15 protein-coding genes and 1 pseudogene are annotated in these 14,528 nt (G+C 49.2%); 14 read left to right on the forward strand and 2 right to left on the reverse strand.

The genetic code is table 11. The features are described 5' to 3' along the window. Window positions 1-41 precede the first annotated feature (41 nt). Genes M0651_RS23075 through M0651_RS23090 form a run of 4 tightly spaced genes read left to right on the forward strand, consistent with a single transcriptional unit; the run spans window position 42 to window position 3,601 of the window. The gene (locus M0651_RS23075; RefSeq protein ID WP_248554015.1) at window positions 42-455 is read left to right on the forward strand and encodes a GntR family transcriptional regulator; all 414 of its coding nucleotides are present in this window, start codon (window positions 42-44) and stop codon (window positions 453-455) included. Then, window positions 455-1,381: an ABC transporter ATP-binding protein gene (locus M0651_RS23080; protein ID WP_248554016.1), complete on the forward strand. Its 927-nt coding sequence runs from the start codon at window positions 455-457 to the stop codon at window positions 1,379-1,381. The genes M0651_RS23075 and M0651_RS23080 overlap by 1 nt, the downstream gene beginning before the upstream one ends. A gap of 38 nt (window positions 1,382-1,419) precedes the next feature. After that, the gene (locus tag M0651_RS23085; RefSeq protein ID WP_248554017.1) at window positions 1,420-2,325 is read left to right on the forward strand and encodes an ABC transporter ATP-binding protein; all 906 of its coding nucleotides are present in this window, start codon (window positions 1,420-1,422) and stop codon (window positions 2,323-2,325) included. Further along, the gene (locus tag M0651_RS23090; protein WP_248554018.1) at window positions 2,318-3,601 is read left to right on the forward strand and encodes an ABC transporter permease; all 1,284 of its coding nucleotides are present in this window, start codon (window positions 2,318-2,320) and stop codon (window positions 3,599-3,601) included. The genes M0651_RS23085 and M0651_RS23090 overlap by 8 nt, the downstream gene beginning before the upstream one ends. An 842-nt stretch (window positions 3,602-4,443) precedes the next feature. On the opposite strand, the gene M0651_RS24325 is transcribed toward M0651_RS23090, so the two are convergent. Together M0651_RS24325 and M0651_RS24330 are read right to left on the reverse strand one after the other, a co-directional pair. Next, window positions 4,444-4,830 (reverse strand): winged helix-turn-helix transcriptional regulator, encoded by a 387-nt coding sequence (locus M0651_RS24325; RefSeq protein ID WP_248554027.1) that lies wholly within the window; start codon window positions 4,828-4,830, stop codon window positions 4,444-4,446. Continuing rightward, a pseudogene (locus M0651_RS24330) lies at window positions 4,813-5,103 on the reverse strand (winged helix-turn-helix transcriptional regulator); the annotation flags it as partial. The gene M0651_RS24325 and the pseudogene M0651_RS24330, both read right to left, overlap by 18 nt. Before the next feature lie 176 nt (window positions 5,104-5,279). On the opposite strand from M0651_RS24330, the gene M0651_RS23105 reads away from it, so the two are divergent. From M0651_RS23105 to M0651_RS23150, 10 genes are all read left to right on the forward strand, one after another. Beyond that, the gene (locus tag M0651_RS23105; protein WP_248554019.1) at window positions 5,280-6,362 is read left to right on the forward strand and encodes an oxidoreductase; all 1,083 of its coding nucleotides are present in this window, start codon (window positions 5,280-5,282) and stop codon (window positions 6,360-6,362) included. Window positions 6,363-6,602: 240 nt separating this feature from the next. Next, complete coding sequence (locus M0651_RS23110; RefSeq protein ID WP_248554020.1) at window positions 6,603-7,283, forward strand: response regulator transcription factor; 681 nt, start codon at window positions 6,603-6,605, stop codon at window positions 7,281-7,283. Between the two features lie 23 nt (window positions 7,284-7,306). Beyond that, window positions 7,307-9,106 carry a sensor histidine kinase gene (locus M0651_RS23115; protein ID WP_248554021.1) on the forward strand — a complete coding sequence of 600 codons (1,800 nt, stop codon included), beginning with the start codon at window positions 7,307-7,309 and terminating at the stop codon, window positions 9,104-9,106. Continuing rightward, window positions 9,093-9,680 carry a hypothetical protein gene (locus tag M0651_RS23120; RefSeq protein ID WP_308195583.1) on the forward strand — a complete coding sequence of 196 codons (588 nt, stop codon included), beginning with the start codon at window positions 9,093-9,095 and terminating at the stop codon, window positions 9,678-9,680. Before M0651_RS23115 ends, M0651_RS23120 begins: the two co-directional genes overlap by 14 nt. A gap of 377 nt (window positions 9,681-10,057) precedes the next feature. Further along, complete coding sequence (locus M0651_RS23125; protein WP_248554022.1) at window positions 10,058-11,845, forward strand: ABC transporter substrate-binding protein; 1,788 nt, start codon at window positions 10,058-10,060, stop codon at window positions 11,843-11,845. A gap of 102 nt (window positions 11,846-11,947) precedes the next feature. Next, window positions 11,948-12,826 carry an alpha/beta fold hydrolase gene (locus M0651_RS23130; protein WP_240268353.1) on the forward strand — a complete coding sequence of 293 codons (879 nt, stop codon included), beginning with the start codon at window positions 11,948-11,950 and terminating at the stop codon, window positions 12,824-12,826. Between the two features lie 4 nt (window positions 12,827-12,830). Next, window positions 12,831-13,403: an HXXEE domain-containing protein gene (locus tag M0651_RS23135; RefSeq protein ID WP_248554023.1), complete on the forward strand. Its 573-nt coding sequence runs from the start codon at window positions 12,831-12,833 to the stop codon at window positions 13,401-13,403. Window positions 13,404-13,491: 88 nt separating this feature from the next. Then, on the forward strand, window positions 13,492-13,764 hold the full coding sequence (locus M0651_RS23140; protein ID WP_248554024.1) for a metal-sensitive transcriptional regulator: 273 nt from the start codon (window positions 13,492-13,494) through the stop codon (window positions 13,762-13,764). A gap of 20 nt (window positions 13,765-13,784) precedes the next feature. Further along, window positions 13,785-14,096: a rhodanese-like domain-containing protein gene (locus tag M0651_RS23145; protein WP_248554025.1), complete on the forward strand. Its 312-nt coding sequence runs from the start codon at window positions 13,785-13,787 to the stop codon at window positions 14,094-14,096. Between the two features lie 5 nt (window positions 14,097-14,101). Next, window positions 14,102-14,509, forward strand: a complete 408-nt coding sequence (locus tag M0651_RS23150; protein WP_248554029.1) for a rhodanese-like domain-containing protein — start codon at window positions 14,102-14,104, stop codon at window positions 14,507-14,509. Window positions 14,510-14,528 lie beyond the last annotated feature (19 nt).

The following is a 14,528-nucleotide window of genomic DNA, read 5'->3' on the forward strand; positions in this document are numbered from 1 at the left end:
AGGCACGGAAATAGGGAGTAAGGCGGAGGTGAGCAAGAAAGGTGTGGATTCCCATTCAAATTAACGAAAATAGTGCCGCACCGCTGTACCATCAGATCGAGTCACAGCTCCGATCGTTGATCGTCAGCGGACAAATCGAGGAAGGAACATTGTTGCCTTCAATCCGGGAATTCGCCGGCGCCTTAAATTGCAGCGTGATCACGGTACGCCGGGTTTATCAAGACTTGGAGACCGAGGGCTTGCTTCGGACCAAGCAGGGAACAGGAACATTCGTTGCTAAGGTTACTGCTGGTGAGCGAGACGAATACCGAACTGCGGTGGTGAAGGAAGCGATCGAGAAAGCCGTTGATGCCGGACAATCGCTGCAATATGGGGCGGAAGAGTTAAAGCAGTTGTTTCTGCAAATCGTGAAGCAGAAATATGATTCGTCGCCAAGCAAGGGGGAAACGAACTAATGGAGCAACCAATGGCTATCGAGTTGATCGGGACGCTCAAGCAAGGGCGCCGCAAGACGATTGGACCGCTGCATTTGCAAGTACCGAAGGGGTATATCGTGGCTCTGGTAGGTCCTAACGGCTCTGGAAAAAGCACAATCATGAAAATGATCCAACAGACGCTTAGACCTGATGCGGGGGAGATTCGCTGGTTCGGGCAAACGATTTCCGAGGTTATGCCAGTTGAACTGCGCCAGCAAATTGCTTATGTCCCTGAAGCGCCCGAATCGGAAGAAAATCATATGACGGCGGAGCGGGCCGCTGAGTTCCGGTCGCATTGGTATCCATCCTGGGACGAAGAGCTCTTTGAAGCCTTAATGGACCGGTTTGATGTCCCGAGAAAGGAACGATTAAACCGGATGTCCAAAGGGGAGCGGCGGAAATTCGAAATCGCGGCGTCGTTGGCGGCTCGGCCGAAACTACTGTTGCTCGACGAGCCTTCCTCGGGCCTGGATCCGTTCGCCTGGAAGGGCATGATTGATGAGCTTCGGGAGTTCATGGCCGGTGAGGATATGACGATACTCATCGCAACGCATGTCGCTGAGGAAGTGAAACGGCTGGCCGATTACATCGCATTGGTGCATCACGGACAGGTGCTGGGGATGGCTGAGAAGGACCAGCTATTCAGCAGCTGGAAAGAAATCTGGATCCGAAGCGGCGGATGCTCGCCGGACGATTTACCGGAAGGAACGATCCTCTGCGTGGATGGCCCGTCGGTGACCAAACTGGTTGTACAGGAGCAGCATGAAGGGCAACTCCAGCGAAGTCTTGCGGACAAAGGTCTGCAAGTCATGCAGACCCGCAGCCTGGAACTGGATGAAATTTTGCAGCTGTGGATTCAAGGACACCCGCCGGCTAAACCGGCAACGGAAGCGGCTGTAGTTTAATGGCATAAATGATCTCAAATAGAAGAAGGAGAGGGAATATGGCAAATCCATTGGTTTTGGACAAAGTAATGAAGCAATTTGGCGAGAAGACCGCGGTCAACAACATCTCGTTCCAGGTGGAGGAAGGCGAAATTTACGGCTTGCTGGGTGCGAACGGCGCCGGCAAAACGACGACGATGCGGATGGTGTTGGGTTTAATCTATCCGGACGGCGGGCAGATCTTGTATAACGGCAACCCTTATGGCCGCGAGCTGCAAGCCGCCATGGGCTATTTACCGGAAGAGCGCGGCTTATATCCGAAGGTGAAGATCAGCGACCAGATCATTTACCTGGCACGCTTGCGCGGCATGTCTTCGTCGGAAGCCGACAAGAGCCTGAAATATTGGCTTGATCGGTTCGAAGTGCCGGAATATTACGACAAGAAGATCGAGGAGTTGTCGAAGGGAAACCAGCAAAAGATGGGCTTCATTGCCGCGGTTGTCCATAAACCGAAACTCGTAATTATGGACGAAGCGTTCAGCGGATTAGACCCGGTTAACGTCGAGCTGCTGAAGGCGACGGTGAAGGAGCTGCGCGATCAAGGCACCAGCATCCTGTTCTCCACCCACCGGATGGAGCATGTGGAGGAGCTGTGCCGCAACATCACGATTCTGCATCGCGGAAACACCGTGCTGCAAGGCAATCTGCGGGAGATTAAAAAACAGTATCCTCGTGAAGAAGTGTTGCTGCACACGATCGGTGAAGTGACCGGGCTGGAGCAGATTGCAGGCGTTGAGAAGGTAGAGCGGAAGGAACGCGGTTACCTCGTGCGCATCTCGCAGGTGGCGGCTGCGCAAGAAATCCTGCGTAAAGCGATGGAAGTCAGTGAAGTGGAGCATTTCGAGATCAAGGAGCCCACCCTGAATCAGATCTTTATTAAAGAGGTAGGTGAGTCGAATGAATAAAATGGGGACGGTCGTCGGCTTTACTTTTATGAATAAAGTCAGAACGAAATCATTTCTTATTACTACTCTTGTATTGGCTCTGTTGGTGACTATCGGGATGCATGTTCCTTATTTTATCGATAAGTTTACCGGCGGAGATGATCAGCCATCCAAGATTGGTCTGGTCTACGAAGGGCAGCCGGAGCTGGCGAAATCGCTCGAGGCTTATACAGAGAAGCAGCAGGCAGCAGGTTATACGCTGGTTCCTTACGAACAGGCGGATAAGGCGGTACTGCAGGCGGCAATCGATGCCGGGGACATCGACGGTTATCTGCAGTTCGCTGAAGCGGACAGTGGCGTCTTCCCGACCGTGACTTATACTTCCAAGAAAGACAGCCTCGGCATGGGGTTGCAAACCGCGCTGCAAGCGGCTCTGCAGAACGTCAAGGCGGAGTATTTGACGAAGGGCATGCTGACAGATGAGCAGATCGCAGCGCTGAGCGCGCCGGTGCAAATCGATGCGGTCAAGGCTTCCGTAGAATCGTCCGGAAGTGAAGCCGGGAATAAGACGGCGGAAACCGGGGCGATTAACTACGTGATTGTGTACGTATTGATCATCTTGTTCTTCATGACGATCATGATGACAGGGAATATGATCGCGGCCGAAGTCACCGCGGAGAAGAGCTCGCGCATCATGGAAATTCTCATCACGAGCGTATCGCCGCTGGCGCAAATGTTCGGCAAGATTCTCGGTATGTTCTTGATTGGCTTGCTTCAGATCGCCATCTTTGCCGGCGTCATCGCGGTCAACATTTCACTGCCATATAATCAGCCGGTACTGGCGGATTTCAACCTTCAATTGTCCGATATTCGCGTAGAAGTCTTAGTGCTGGGTCTCGTCTTCTACGTCTTGGGATACTTCCTGTATGCCACGTTGTTTGCCGCGATCGGTTCGCTGGTCAGCCGGACGGAAGAGCTGGGGCAGGCGATCATGCCGATTACGATGTTGTCGTTGGCGGCGTTCTATATCGGGATCTTCAGCTTAAGCGCGCCGAACTCGGTACTCATGAAGGTGAGCTCCTACATTCCATTCGTATCACCGGTATCGATGATAGTAAGGGTTGGTATTGGGGAACCCCCGGTTTGGGAAATCGCGGCTTCACTGGTCGTTCTGACCATTGCCATCTTCCTGTTTGGTTGGTTGTCCGCGAAGATTTACCGCACTGGCGTCTTGCTATACGGCAAACGTCCTAGCTTCAAAGAACTGCGCAAAGCCATGAAGGCGTATAAAATTTAAGGAGGGTTATCCATGACGAATGTGAGTAACGGCTATAACGGAGACCGATTTGAACGTTAACTGAAACAATTTTCAATACATGTTTGAGACACGATAAGACCCTTGATTTGTCGAAAACGTTGATAAATCAAGGGTTTTCTTATTCACTTATCGTGGTAGCAAATTGATTATCGTTCGAAGTTTGGAAGGAACAGGACTGAAATTTTTGCAATCATAACTGAGATAATCGTTGGATCTTCAGAAGGAGAAGCTTATGAGACAAATTCAATCATTCTATAAATTATTCTTGAGGGAACCCTTGTAGTTTCAAATGGTAGTCGGGGTTTCATTAGTGTCGTCTATTGTGTTTAGCAGTTTCGCTTTTTCGCTGGGCGGCTATTTGGAGAGCGTGTCGAAGCTCGCAGCTGTGATCTTTTTGGAGCATTCGGGTTTAATATGCGTAGAAATCGTCGGATTTCCTTACTGTTCTTTCCCGTTTCCAGAGTATGTCTGTATTTATCCCTGGATGCATTACTTTGAACATAACTGAGGTATATGAGGTATATATGAGGCTTTGTGAAACGGCGATGGACTTGGTCCATCGCTTTTTTTGTTGAGAACAGAATTGAACTATCGGAGCAGTTTAGTTCAGGAGCTAGGGACAGTAAGTTAAGTAAATTGGCAGTAATTATATGGTATTTCAAAGAAAATATAATCTGCATTGCCCAACAAAGGCTATGCTTGATATGATTTCGTTTGATTGGATTGAAGACTGCAAAATGGGTGGGTATTGGATATTTGGAATCTTTTCTTGATATCGAAACAATGCCTGAAAGAGTGTGGGAAAACCTTGGAGACTTTTGTTAATTCAAGGTGTTTTTTAAGTAGACATATGGTGTTGTATGGTTCTCCACCCACTCTTCTAATAATTTTAGGACAGGCAATAATATTTCTCCTTTTTCTGTCAAGGAATACTCCACTTTCGGGGGGACAACAGGATAAATTTCCCGACGAACCAATCCGTCTTCTTCTAATTCTCGTAATTGATGGGTGAGCATTTTTTTTGTAACGATGGATATTAATTTTTTAAGCTCCGCGAACCTTTTTGTCCCTTTTAACCCCAAATGACATAAAATAAGCAGCTTCCATTTCCCACCAATAATCGATAATGCGAGTTCTTTTTCACAATGAAAAACCCTATTTTCCTTATTGATCGGTTTCGGGTTATTCTCTGCCCACTCTTCCAACATTTTGATGATTGGCATTAGGCTTTTTCCTAGTTCTGTCAAAGAATATTCTACTCTAGGAGGAACAACCGGATGTACTTCTCGATGAACCAAGCCATCCTTTTCTAATTCTCGTAATTGGTTGGTTAACATTTGTTGTGTAATGCGGGGCATTATATTTTTAAGTTCCGTAAAACGCAGCATCCCTTTTAACGATAATTTGCTTAAGATGCACAGCTTCCACTTTCCCTCGATGATCGATAAGGTTAATTCCTTTTCGTAAAGATTGTTAGTCATCACATAGCTCCTCCGGTCCAATAGTCTACTTTAGGATACTATAACAAAAAAAAGTGCCTACTTCTATAATTCACTCTTAGTATTTATTATGGAGCATGAAAGTAATCCCTAGGGAAATTCAAAAAACGATCTGCATATCACACCTTTCAAAAGGATAAAAAAAGGAGATGGTTTTTATGACGAAATTTGAAAAATTGTTCTCGAAATTTCATTTAGGTAACCTTACATTAAGTAATCGTACGGTCGTGGCCCCGATGACAAGAATAAGTGCTACCGAAGATGGTCTGGCTACTGAAAGAATGGCTCGATATTATGCTAATTTTGCCAACGGTGGCTTCGGATTACTTATTTCTGAGGGAACATATTTGGACGAGACTTACAGCCAAAGTTATCTGAATCAACCTGGTATTGCGAATGAAGCACAGGTTGAATCATGGAAAAAGGTCACACATGCCGTTCATCAGCAAGGGAGTAATATTTTCTGCCAACTGATGTATTCAGGAGCTTTGTCACAAGGGAATAGCTATACAAATGAAACGATTGCTCCCTCTTCAGTAAAACCCAAAACTGAACCTGCATTAGCAGGGACAGGCCGAACTGAGTTTTTCTTACCGAGGGAAATGACATACGATGATATTCAAGCAGTTATAAACAGTTTCGCGGATTCTGCTGTTCGTGCGCGTGAAGCAGGATTTGATGGAGTGGAAATACATGGGGCGAACGGATATCTGCTTGACCAATTTTTAACCGACTATACAAACCAACGTACGGATAAGTATGGGGGCTCTATTGAAAATCGAGTGCGTTTGATGGTAGAGGTTATACAAGCGGTTCGTAAAGCTGTTGGTTCCATGTTTGTTGTTGGTATTCGAGTTTCCCAGACAAAGGTAAACGACTATCATCACAAATGGGCAAGTGGTGAAAAAGAGGCGGAGGTCATCTTCAAGTCCTTAGGCAAGGCTGGAGTAGATTTTATCCATATTAACGAATATGATGCTACGAAACCTGCCTTTGACGATAAAAGTTCTTCACTCGCTGCATTTGCCAAGAAATATGCCGGTGTAGCTGTTATCGCTTGTGGGCATTTGGAAGACCCCTCTAAAGGTGAAACTCTACTCTCTAGAGGCGAAGCAGATTTAATTGCTCTCGGCAAAGGAGCTCTAGCCAATCCGGATTGGATCAATAAAGTGGTTGAAGGGAGTTCGCTTAGTACGTTAGAAGATTTCACATATCCTATTAAGGATAAAGAACTATTGTGATTTGAACATGTTGTGCAAACTAGCAATGAAGGTGTGTAGCCTTGGTGGACTTACTCTAGTCGATCAAGGCTTTTTGCATGGTTACGACATTGATGAATTGGAGGCAACATGTTCACCCCAAGTTCACACGGCGGACACATCGCTTCGTTATACTTGGTTTTGCAAGGAGGAATGGAGGTACAGCCCGAATTCATAGAAGTGTAGTGGGAAGGCCAGAATACGAGCATAGGTGATGCCGGGATGAAACGAAGTATATTGCTGGTGGAAGACGACGCGCTGATGCGCGAGTTTATCACCGATTATTTTAGAAAAGAACAATGGGAAGTGCATGAAGCGGAAAACGGTCGGATTGCGCTCGAAATATTCGAGCAAACCGCCGTCGATCTGGTCGTGCTGGATATCATGATGCCCGAGATGGACGGTTGGTCCGTGTGCCGGCGGATTCGCGGCAAATCGGATGTGCCGATCATCATCATGACGGCCCGAGCCGAAGACGATGATCAGTTGCTTGGATTCGAGCTGGGAGCCGACGAATACGTGACGAAGCCGCTGAGCCCGAGAGTGCTCGTTGCACGGGCCACCGCTTTGATGAAAAGAAAGGAAGGCACGGTTGGCCGGGACAGCGAAACGCAAGTATTCGGCGGCCTGTCGATCAATCGGGAATCCCATGTCGTAACCGTCATGGGCGAGCTGGTCAATTTGACGCCAAAGGAATATGAGCTGCTGATCTTCCTAGTCAAGCATGCCGGCAAGGTACTGAGCCGAGAAGTTATGTTGGACGCGATTTGGGGTTACGATTATTTGGGGGATTCACGGACGGTGGATACCCATATTAAAAAATTAAGAGCCAAACTGGGAGACGAAGGCCGGTATATCGCGACCGTGATCCGATCGGGCTATAAATTCGATACCAGCCCATGAAAAGGCATAGCGTGGTTTTCAAGTTGTTCATTGTAACATCAGCTGTGGTCCTGCTAGCCTTCTTGGTGGTGATGGCGGCGGAGGGGGTATTCTTCGAACGGTTTTACCGAGGAACGAAAATCAGCCGTCTGGCCGGGAGCATGGAGAGCTTTGCCGCGTTATATAGGAAGCATCCTGATGATGAGCAGCAGGTTTCCCGGCTGTTGGGTGAATTTATGAATCGGCATGACGCCAGCATCGCGATTCTGAATCGAGAGTTTACGCAGCTTCACTATGAACCCTATTACATCGATTTAAGGACCTCGGATGGGAAAACGGTGAAGGTGGTCATCCCGACCGAAGGGACGACAAGCGAGGCGATTCCGCAAGTTGCCATCGGCGACCAGCTAACGGTCGATGGGATGTTCATGGATCAGCTGGATACGATCATGAATCCCGTAAACATCCGCTTGTCGGTGGAAGCGACCGAAGAGCCCGACATCGGATTGGTACGAGCGGAAGGTGAGGTGGCGGATCTGCTGCTGCCGGAGCTAAACTCCCGCTCCTACAATCCCTTTTATCAGGATACGCTCATCGATGATGCGCTCCAAACCTGGAGGGCCCAAACCAACGATGTCTCGTCCTCCGAGTCTCGGCTGAAAGGAGGGGAACCCGTCCGATTCGAATGGCGTGACACGTGGAGCGGCGTCGAATATGTGGTGCTGCTTCAGCCGCTCGCAAATGAAGGCCAGACCGTCCCCCGTTACATGGTGGCGTTAAGCTCATTGCAGCCGGTTGGCGAGGCCGTGGAGATCCTCCAGCGTTATGTCATTGTGTTAGCACCGCTGATCATCGTACTGGTGGTGCTGCTGTCCCTGATTTTCTCGCGGATCGTTTCCCGTCCGCTGCTCGCCCTGAATCGTACGGCGGCTCGGCTGGCGGAGCTGGACTTCTCCGCGGTGCCGGAAGCCCGGACGAAGGATGAGTTCGGCGAGCTGTCCCGTCATCTTGCGCGGTTGTCGCGTAATTTGGATCAGGCATTGAAGGAGCTAACCCGTGCAAACCATCAGTTGCAGCTCGACGTAGAGGAGAAGCGGATCGCGGAAGAACTGCGTAAAGAGCTGGTCGCCAATATTTCACACGAGTTAAAAACACCGCTTGGCATCGTCAAAGGCTTTGCCGAAGGGCTGCAGGACGGGGTGGCGGACGACAAGAAGGAACGGTATCTGGCCCTAATCGTCAGCGAAACCGACCGCATGAACGCCTTGATTATGGATATGTTGGAACTGTCCAAGTTTGAGGTGAAGAAGGTGCAACTCCATCCCCGCAGCTTCTCTCTAACCAGCCTCATCCAGCGGATGGCGGGGTCCTTTGACCAGCAGTTGGAGGCGAAGGGTCTTCGGATTGAGTTGAACCGGGGCCAGGAAGAGGACGGTCAAACCACTGAATGGCATGAAGTCACGGTTTGGGCGGATCCAAAGCGCATTGAGCAAGTCATTCTAAACTTGTTAAGCAACGCCGTTCGCCATGCCCGGGAGGAAAGTACGATTCACATCGCGCTGCACCGAGACGTGGACGGGAAGACAACGACGACGATCGAGAATGCCGGCCCCTCTATCGCTGAAGCGGACCTGGCCCGGATCTGGGATCATTTCTACCGGGCGGAGCGTTCGCGAGACCGCAAGACTGGCGGGACGGGGTTGGGACTGGCGATCGTCAAGCATATCCTGGAGCTGCACGGCAGCGAATACGGAGCTCGGAATACAGAGCGAGGCGTAGCTTTTTATTTTACCTTACTAGATAAAGAAACCCAAAACGGAGGAGAAACTCATGATGAAACGTAAAACACTTGTATTATTGATGACGACTTTGGCGGCTGCCCTGATGCTGAGCGCATGCGGAAGCAAAACCCTTACCGGAGCGCCGCAGAACCAGAATGCCCCTTCCAATACGGCTGGAGTCAGCGATCCGTCGCCGGCCAATACCAACTCGGGGAATAACTCCGAAAACTCAGCAAACTCAGGCAATGAGGCGAATGGCAATCAAAATGATACAACCGGAAACCAAGCTGATGCAAACGACGCCGCCAACGGGGATATCCTGATCGTCATCGATCAGACACCCAAACCGCTAGCGGAAGGGGGAAGCTTCGACTTCACCGTCAAGAAAGCGCCGGAGGGTTATATGCTTAAGGAAATTCACTGGAAATCCAAGAAAAACGACATCGTGAATACGTTGGAGGAAGCAATCCAGCATGGACAAAATGGCGGAGACGGCTTCTACATCAGCGGAAACGGGCAATTTATGGGGTTCCTGTATCCCGATGAAATGAAAGGCGAAGAAGGCAAAGTGACCTTCGTATTCGGCAATGACCAAGGTCAGGAGTTGACCTGGGAGAAAGACGTTACGCTAAAATAAGAATAAACAGTACGTTTCTATAAAATAGTCAACCAGGATAGTTTATACCTGGTCGACTATTTTTCTTTGTTGGGTTAGTTGCCACCAGCGTAAGTAATTAATCATAACGTCTGACCGCTATCCACTGTAATGAATTGCCCCGTCATGGCTTCTTGCTCTGTCAATAATTCCATGGTTATCCTCTCCATTCTTCGATTGAAAGTCATCCATAGGAAGCCGATAATAATGTAAAGAAATAGTCGCGCAGAAAGCTGCTTAAGAGAACGGAATAATTGATTTTTCCCGCTAATAATAATCCCTATCATCAGATCGATTCGTTCGGGGAAAAAGGGTAAAAAGCCGGCGCAATTCTTCAACTTATCAAGAGGGGGGATTTCATGAGAATAGCGGAGGATTATTTGAGTCTTCGGAATGTGTTTTCGGAATACGCTGAAGGTGAATCCTTCCATGTCTCGATGGGAGACTTGGCGGAAATATGGTATTGCACGCCGCGGAACGCGAAGCTGATTGTGACTAAGATGATAGAGTTGGAATGGATTCGTTTCGTCTCAGGGAGGGGGAGGGGGAATACCTCCGAACTTACGTTGTTGCTTCCTTTCGATCAATTGCTGCTTCATACCGCAGAAGATTTGGTGAAGCAGGGGAATGTTCCTGGTGCGTTCGACTGGTTAAAGACGTACGAAGGGGCAGTTGAGGTGCGAACGCAATTTCTTCAGTGGTTAACGGGGTATTTCGGTTATAGCAGCGAAAACCGTAACGGTGACCGGACTATGGAGACGTTGCGGTTGCCGATATACCGGGAGATTGTAACGTTGGACCCGGCGAGTGCGATGTTTTCGCTCGATACGCACATCATCTCGCAGATCTGCAGTCGACTCGTCGAATACGAACCCGAGACCGGTGTTATTCGTCCGGGTGTTGCGCATCATTGGGAAACGAATGAAGACGGGACAGAGTGGACATTTTTTTTACATAAAGGATTCTGGTTTCACAATGGGCGGGAAGTAACGGCCGAGGAGGTGAAGTCCTCTTTACTCCGTTTACGTGAGCCTTCCTGCAGTCATCGTTGGCTGGCTAACGATATTTCAAGGATCGACATTGATGGACGCTATAAAGTGAAGATCACACTTTGCAAACCCAATCGGCGTTTTCTATGGTTTATGAGCCACACCGCAGCTTCGATTGTTCTGGGGGAAAACTCCTGCGATCTGAAAGCGAAGTACGTTCCGGTAGGATCAGGTCCTTATCATATCGTCGAGTTCCACTCCGGTAAGTGCGTGCTGGAGGTATTCCCTTCTTACCACGGACAGCGCGGGATGATGGACCGGATCGAAATCATTATTGTGCCCGCCAATGAAGCGGAAGCTTGTTTTGGAACGAGCCCGGGGGTGTTGTCCGTGGTGACCGGGGAGTTCCAAGTCCCGTCTACGGCGATGCCGCAGCAGGAAACGATGACCGGTGTATTGATGTTGACGTTAAATATGAAGAAAGAGGGTTGGTTGCGGGATTGGCCGCTGCGGAAAGCAATCGTTCATAGCATTGATCGCATACGGATGATAGAAGAGCTTCCCGAACCTTGGGGCTATCCTGTGAAAGGCTTCTCTTTGAAGCATGAAATGGACCCAAAGGACTTATTATATCGACCGAACGAGGCGAGGTTAGCATTAAGCAATTCAGGATACGACGGGCAACCGTTACGGTTGTTGACCTATGGTCGACATGCAACTGCCGCCGCTTGGCTGAAACAACAATATGAAGCGATTGGTATTCGAATTGAAGTCAATATTCTGCCATGGAGCGAGATGATGGAACCTTCAACGATCGCTCAAGCGGATTTGCTGCTGTTCGAAGCCGTGTTAAGCGAGGGACCGCTGCGTTTGCTTGAATATTTTCTGTCGGAGGGGAGCTTTCTACGGAGCTCGTTAAGTAACGAAATTTGCGAAAAAATCGATAACCGCACGTTCGCCATGCTTGCAGATCCAGAGGTGGTAGCCGAAGAAAAGTGGCTTCAAGAAACCGAAGAGGAATTACATCGGGCATCTGCTTGTGTCTTTCTCACATCCAAATCAGTTACGACTCTATATGACTCTACGCTGCAAAATGTCAAAGTGAACCCGAAAGGGTGGGTAGACTTTTCATCTATCTGGTACAAACCGAAAAAGTAGAAATGATGAGCAGAGCCTTTACCCTTTTTGGATATCCGTTCACTCCCTACAATGGAACCATCACCTATCACTGATCGGTAATTGTTAAAGGGGGTATGACCTATGCAAGAGAAGTATTCCATCTTTAAATCGGCAAGAGGGGAGCGGAAGTTTCGCGAAGTCTACGAACAAAGCTTGAAGTTGTGGGCTGTCCCCTACGAGAGCAGGCTCGTAAATACCACATATGGGAAAACGCATGTGTTGGTTAGCGGCCCCGAGAACGGGGAGCCTATGATCTTGCTTCACGGAATGACATTTAATTCAACCATGTGGGTGCAGAACATATCCGCCCTTTCAAAGCGGTACAGGACGTTTTGCATTGATACAATGGGCGATTATGGAAGAAGCGTCGTCAAGGAACCATTGAAGACCAGGCAGGATTGTAACAAGTGGTTAAGCGAAGTGATGGATTCGCTTGGATTGGAACAGGCAATCTATGTAGGCCATTCCATGGGGGGATGGCTAAGCTTGAATTTGGCTCTGACTAGCCCTGAGAGGGTGGTCAAGCTTGTGCTATTGGCGCCTATTGCTTCGATTATACGATTGCCTATCGTCTTCATGTTGAAGGTTTATCCGGTAATGCTCCGGCCTACTCGGGAGAGGATTTTGCGACTATGGAAGTGGTTTTTAGCCAGAGGTTCGCGGCTTCACCCTTGGATCGAGGAGATGGTGGTTCAGGGGTGGATGAATTGTACTCCGCAACTGAGAGTCGTTCCTCATGTTTTTAAAAAGCACGAACTGTCATCTTTAAAACCGAAAACCTTGTTCCTCGTCGGTGATGAGGAGGTTGTGTACAACGCATCTCGTGCGATTAAGCGTGCTTTGCGGCTACTGCCGGGAGTGAAGGCGGAGGGTATTCCGAAGGCAAGCCATTGCTTTGTGGCGGAGCAGCCCGAGCTCGTAAACCAAAAAATTCTCCGATTCCTAGACAAGGGGGAATAAGAGGATGGCCTTCTTAGAGACTGTTACCGTGAGCGTTGATCTGACTATTCTGATCTGGTTGATTCCCGTCGTTTTTTTCATCCATGACGGGGAAGAAGTTCTGATGGTCCGCAGATGGCTGCGTCGTCACCAATCCCAACCGAGCATCGTGAAGGCAACCCGGTTTCTAGCTTCGGATAAATATGTCACAGGTCAGTTTGCGATTGCAATATTCCTATTGGGAGTTTCACTGCTTATCGTAACTTATACTGCCGCAGTTCAATACCATAGCCAAGGGCGATTAAGCGGATTGTACGCCGGTATCCTTGTAGCTTTGGTGATCGATGGTCTTAAGCATATTGGCATGTGGATCCGTTTGAAACACTATACACCCGGCGTAATTACTGCGATCGTGGTCGAAATACCCGTTGCATCCTATGCAATCTACCGCTTTTATTCATCAGGTGTCGCGAATTTTCAGACCTTTATATGGGGGTTCATCATTGCGTTGCCGTTTGTTTGGTTTGTGGTAGTCGGGGGACTAATCGTTGGCAAAGTAATGGCACCTCGCATCGGTTTCCGTAAACCATCACAGTAAGTGGATTGACATCATCGCATTTTCTCACTAAAATAATACCCATGGGGGTATTATTTGACTGCCGTGTTCTTTGAAGGAGGAACGAGTGATGGCGGATACTTATATGTATTCGGATGATGTAAAACGACGCATGAAAAGAATAGAAGGCCAGGTGCGCGGCGTGCTTCGCATGATGGAGGAAGGGAAGCCCTGCAAGGAAGTCGTGAGCCAGCTGTCCGCCGTGCGGAGCGCTGCAGATAAAGCGATGGCACAAATCGTTGCGGATAACCTGCAGCAGTGTATTTTGGAGGAACAGGCTCAGGGGGGCGACACCCGTCATTTGGTGAAGGAAGCGGTTGAGCTATTGGTCAAGAGTCGATAATAAGAAGGGAGACGATGAACATGGCATTTCAGCCAGAGAAGGAAATCAGCCCGGCTGAGCTGGCCGCGCGGATGAAGCGGGGCGAATCGGTATATGTACTGGACGTTCGGGAACCGATCGAATGGGCCGAAGGCCATATTCCGGGAGCTAAACATATTCCGCTGGGACGGTTGCCGGAACGACATACCGAGCTTGATTCGGAGGAAGAGGTCATCGTTGTCTGCCGCAGCGGGGGACGCAGCAGCCTGGCTTGTGAGCTGCTGGGCGAAAGAGGCTACAACGTAGTTAACATGACCGGCGGGATGATGTCCTGGCAGGACGAAGTGGAGTGACGGGAATGCTGGCCATGGCTGGAGGGATTTTGTCTGCCGCTGCCGTTTGTGGGTATTTGTTCCGGTTATTATGGCCTGTCTCGGGTCTGATGTTTGTGGAGGCCGGGGCCTTATGCGGGTTCGGAGTTCCGCCGCAGACGAAGAAGCTGGATGTTCGAGACGCCTTCGACTATGAGGAGTGCCACCTGGACGGAACGATCAACATTTCATTGGGTCGATTGCCGTTTGTGTGGAGTAAAGATCTATCGCCTAGCGATCCTGTCTTAATTATGACAGATAGCCGTTATGCTGCCATGAAAGCTGCCCGTATCTTGAGAAGACGGGGATTTCAGCAATTATATGCCTTGCGCGGGGAAGTTTGCCGGGTAAGAGCAGCGATGAAGTCGTGTATGGAGAAGAAACCCGCCTGCTGATGCAGGTGGGTTTTAAGTA

Source organism: Paenibacillus mellifer, assembly GCF_023195895.1.
Lineage (GTDB): Bacteria > Bacillota > Bacilli > Paenibacillales > Paenibacillaceae > Fontibacillus > Fontibacillus mellifer.

What these genes read in the sequence shown, in the direction of transcription:
- M0651_RS23080 (WP_248554016.1), top strand. Translation starts at nt 455, where the DNA reads ATGGAGCAACCAATGGCTATCGAGTTGATCGGGACGCTCAAGCAAGGG.
- M0651_RS23085 (WP_248554017.1), top strand. Translation starts at nt 1,420, where the DNA reads ATGGCAAATCCATTGGTTTTGGACAAAGTAATGAAGCAATTTGGCGAG.
- M0651_RS23090 (WP_248554018.1), top strand. Translation starts at nt 2,318, where the DNA reads ATGAATAAAATGGGGACGGTCGTCGGCTTTACTTTTATGAATAAAGTC.
- M0651_RS24325 (WP_248554027.1), bottom strand. Translation starts at nt 4,830, where the DNA reads ATGTTGGAAGAGTGGGCAGAGAATAACCCGAAACCGATCAATAAGGAA.
- M0651_RS23105 (WP_248554019.1), top strand. Translation starts at nt 5,280, where the DNA reads ATGACGAAATTTGAAAAATTGTTCTCGAAATTTCATTTAGGTAACCTT.
- M0651_RS23110 (WP_248554020.1), top strand. Translation starts at nt 6,603, where the DNA reads ATGAAACGAAGTATATTGCTGGTGGAAGACGACGCGCTGATGCGCGAG.
- M0651_RS23120 (WP_308195583.1), top strand. Translation starts at nt 9,093, where the DNA reads ATGATGAAACGTAAAACACTTGTATTATTGATGACGACTTTGGCGGCT.
- M0651_RS23125 (WP_248554022.1), top strand. Translation starts at nt 10,058, where the DNA reads ATGAGAATAGCGGAGGATTATTTGAGTCTTCGGAATGTGTTTTCGGAA.
- M0651_RS23130 (WP_240268353.1), top strand. Translation starts at nt 11,948, where the DNA reads ATGCAAGAGAAGTATTCCATCTTTAAATCGGCAAGAGGGGAGCGGAAG.
- M0651_RS23135 (WP_248554023.1), top strand. Translation starts at nt 12,831, where the DNA reads ATGGCCTTCTTAGAGACTGTTACCGTGAGCGTTGATCTGACTATTCTG.
- M0651_RS23140 (WP_248554024.1), top strand. Translation starts at nt 13,492, where the DNA reads ATGGCGGATACTTATATGTATTCGGATGATGTAAAACGACGCATGAAA.
- M0651_RS23145 (WP_248554025.1), top strand. Translation starts at nt 13,785, where the DNA reads ATGGCATTTCAGCCAGAGAAGGAAATCAGCCCGGCTGAGCTGGCCGCG.
- M0651_RS23150 (WP_248554029.1), top strand. Translation starts at nt 14,102, where the DNA reads ATGCTGGCCATGGCTGGAGGGATTTTGTCTGCCGCTGCCGTTTGTGGG.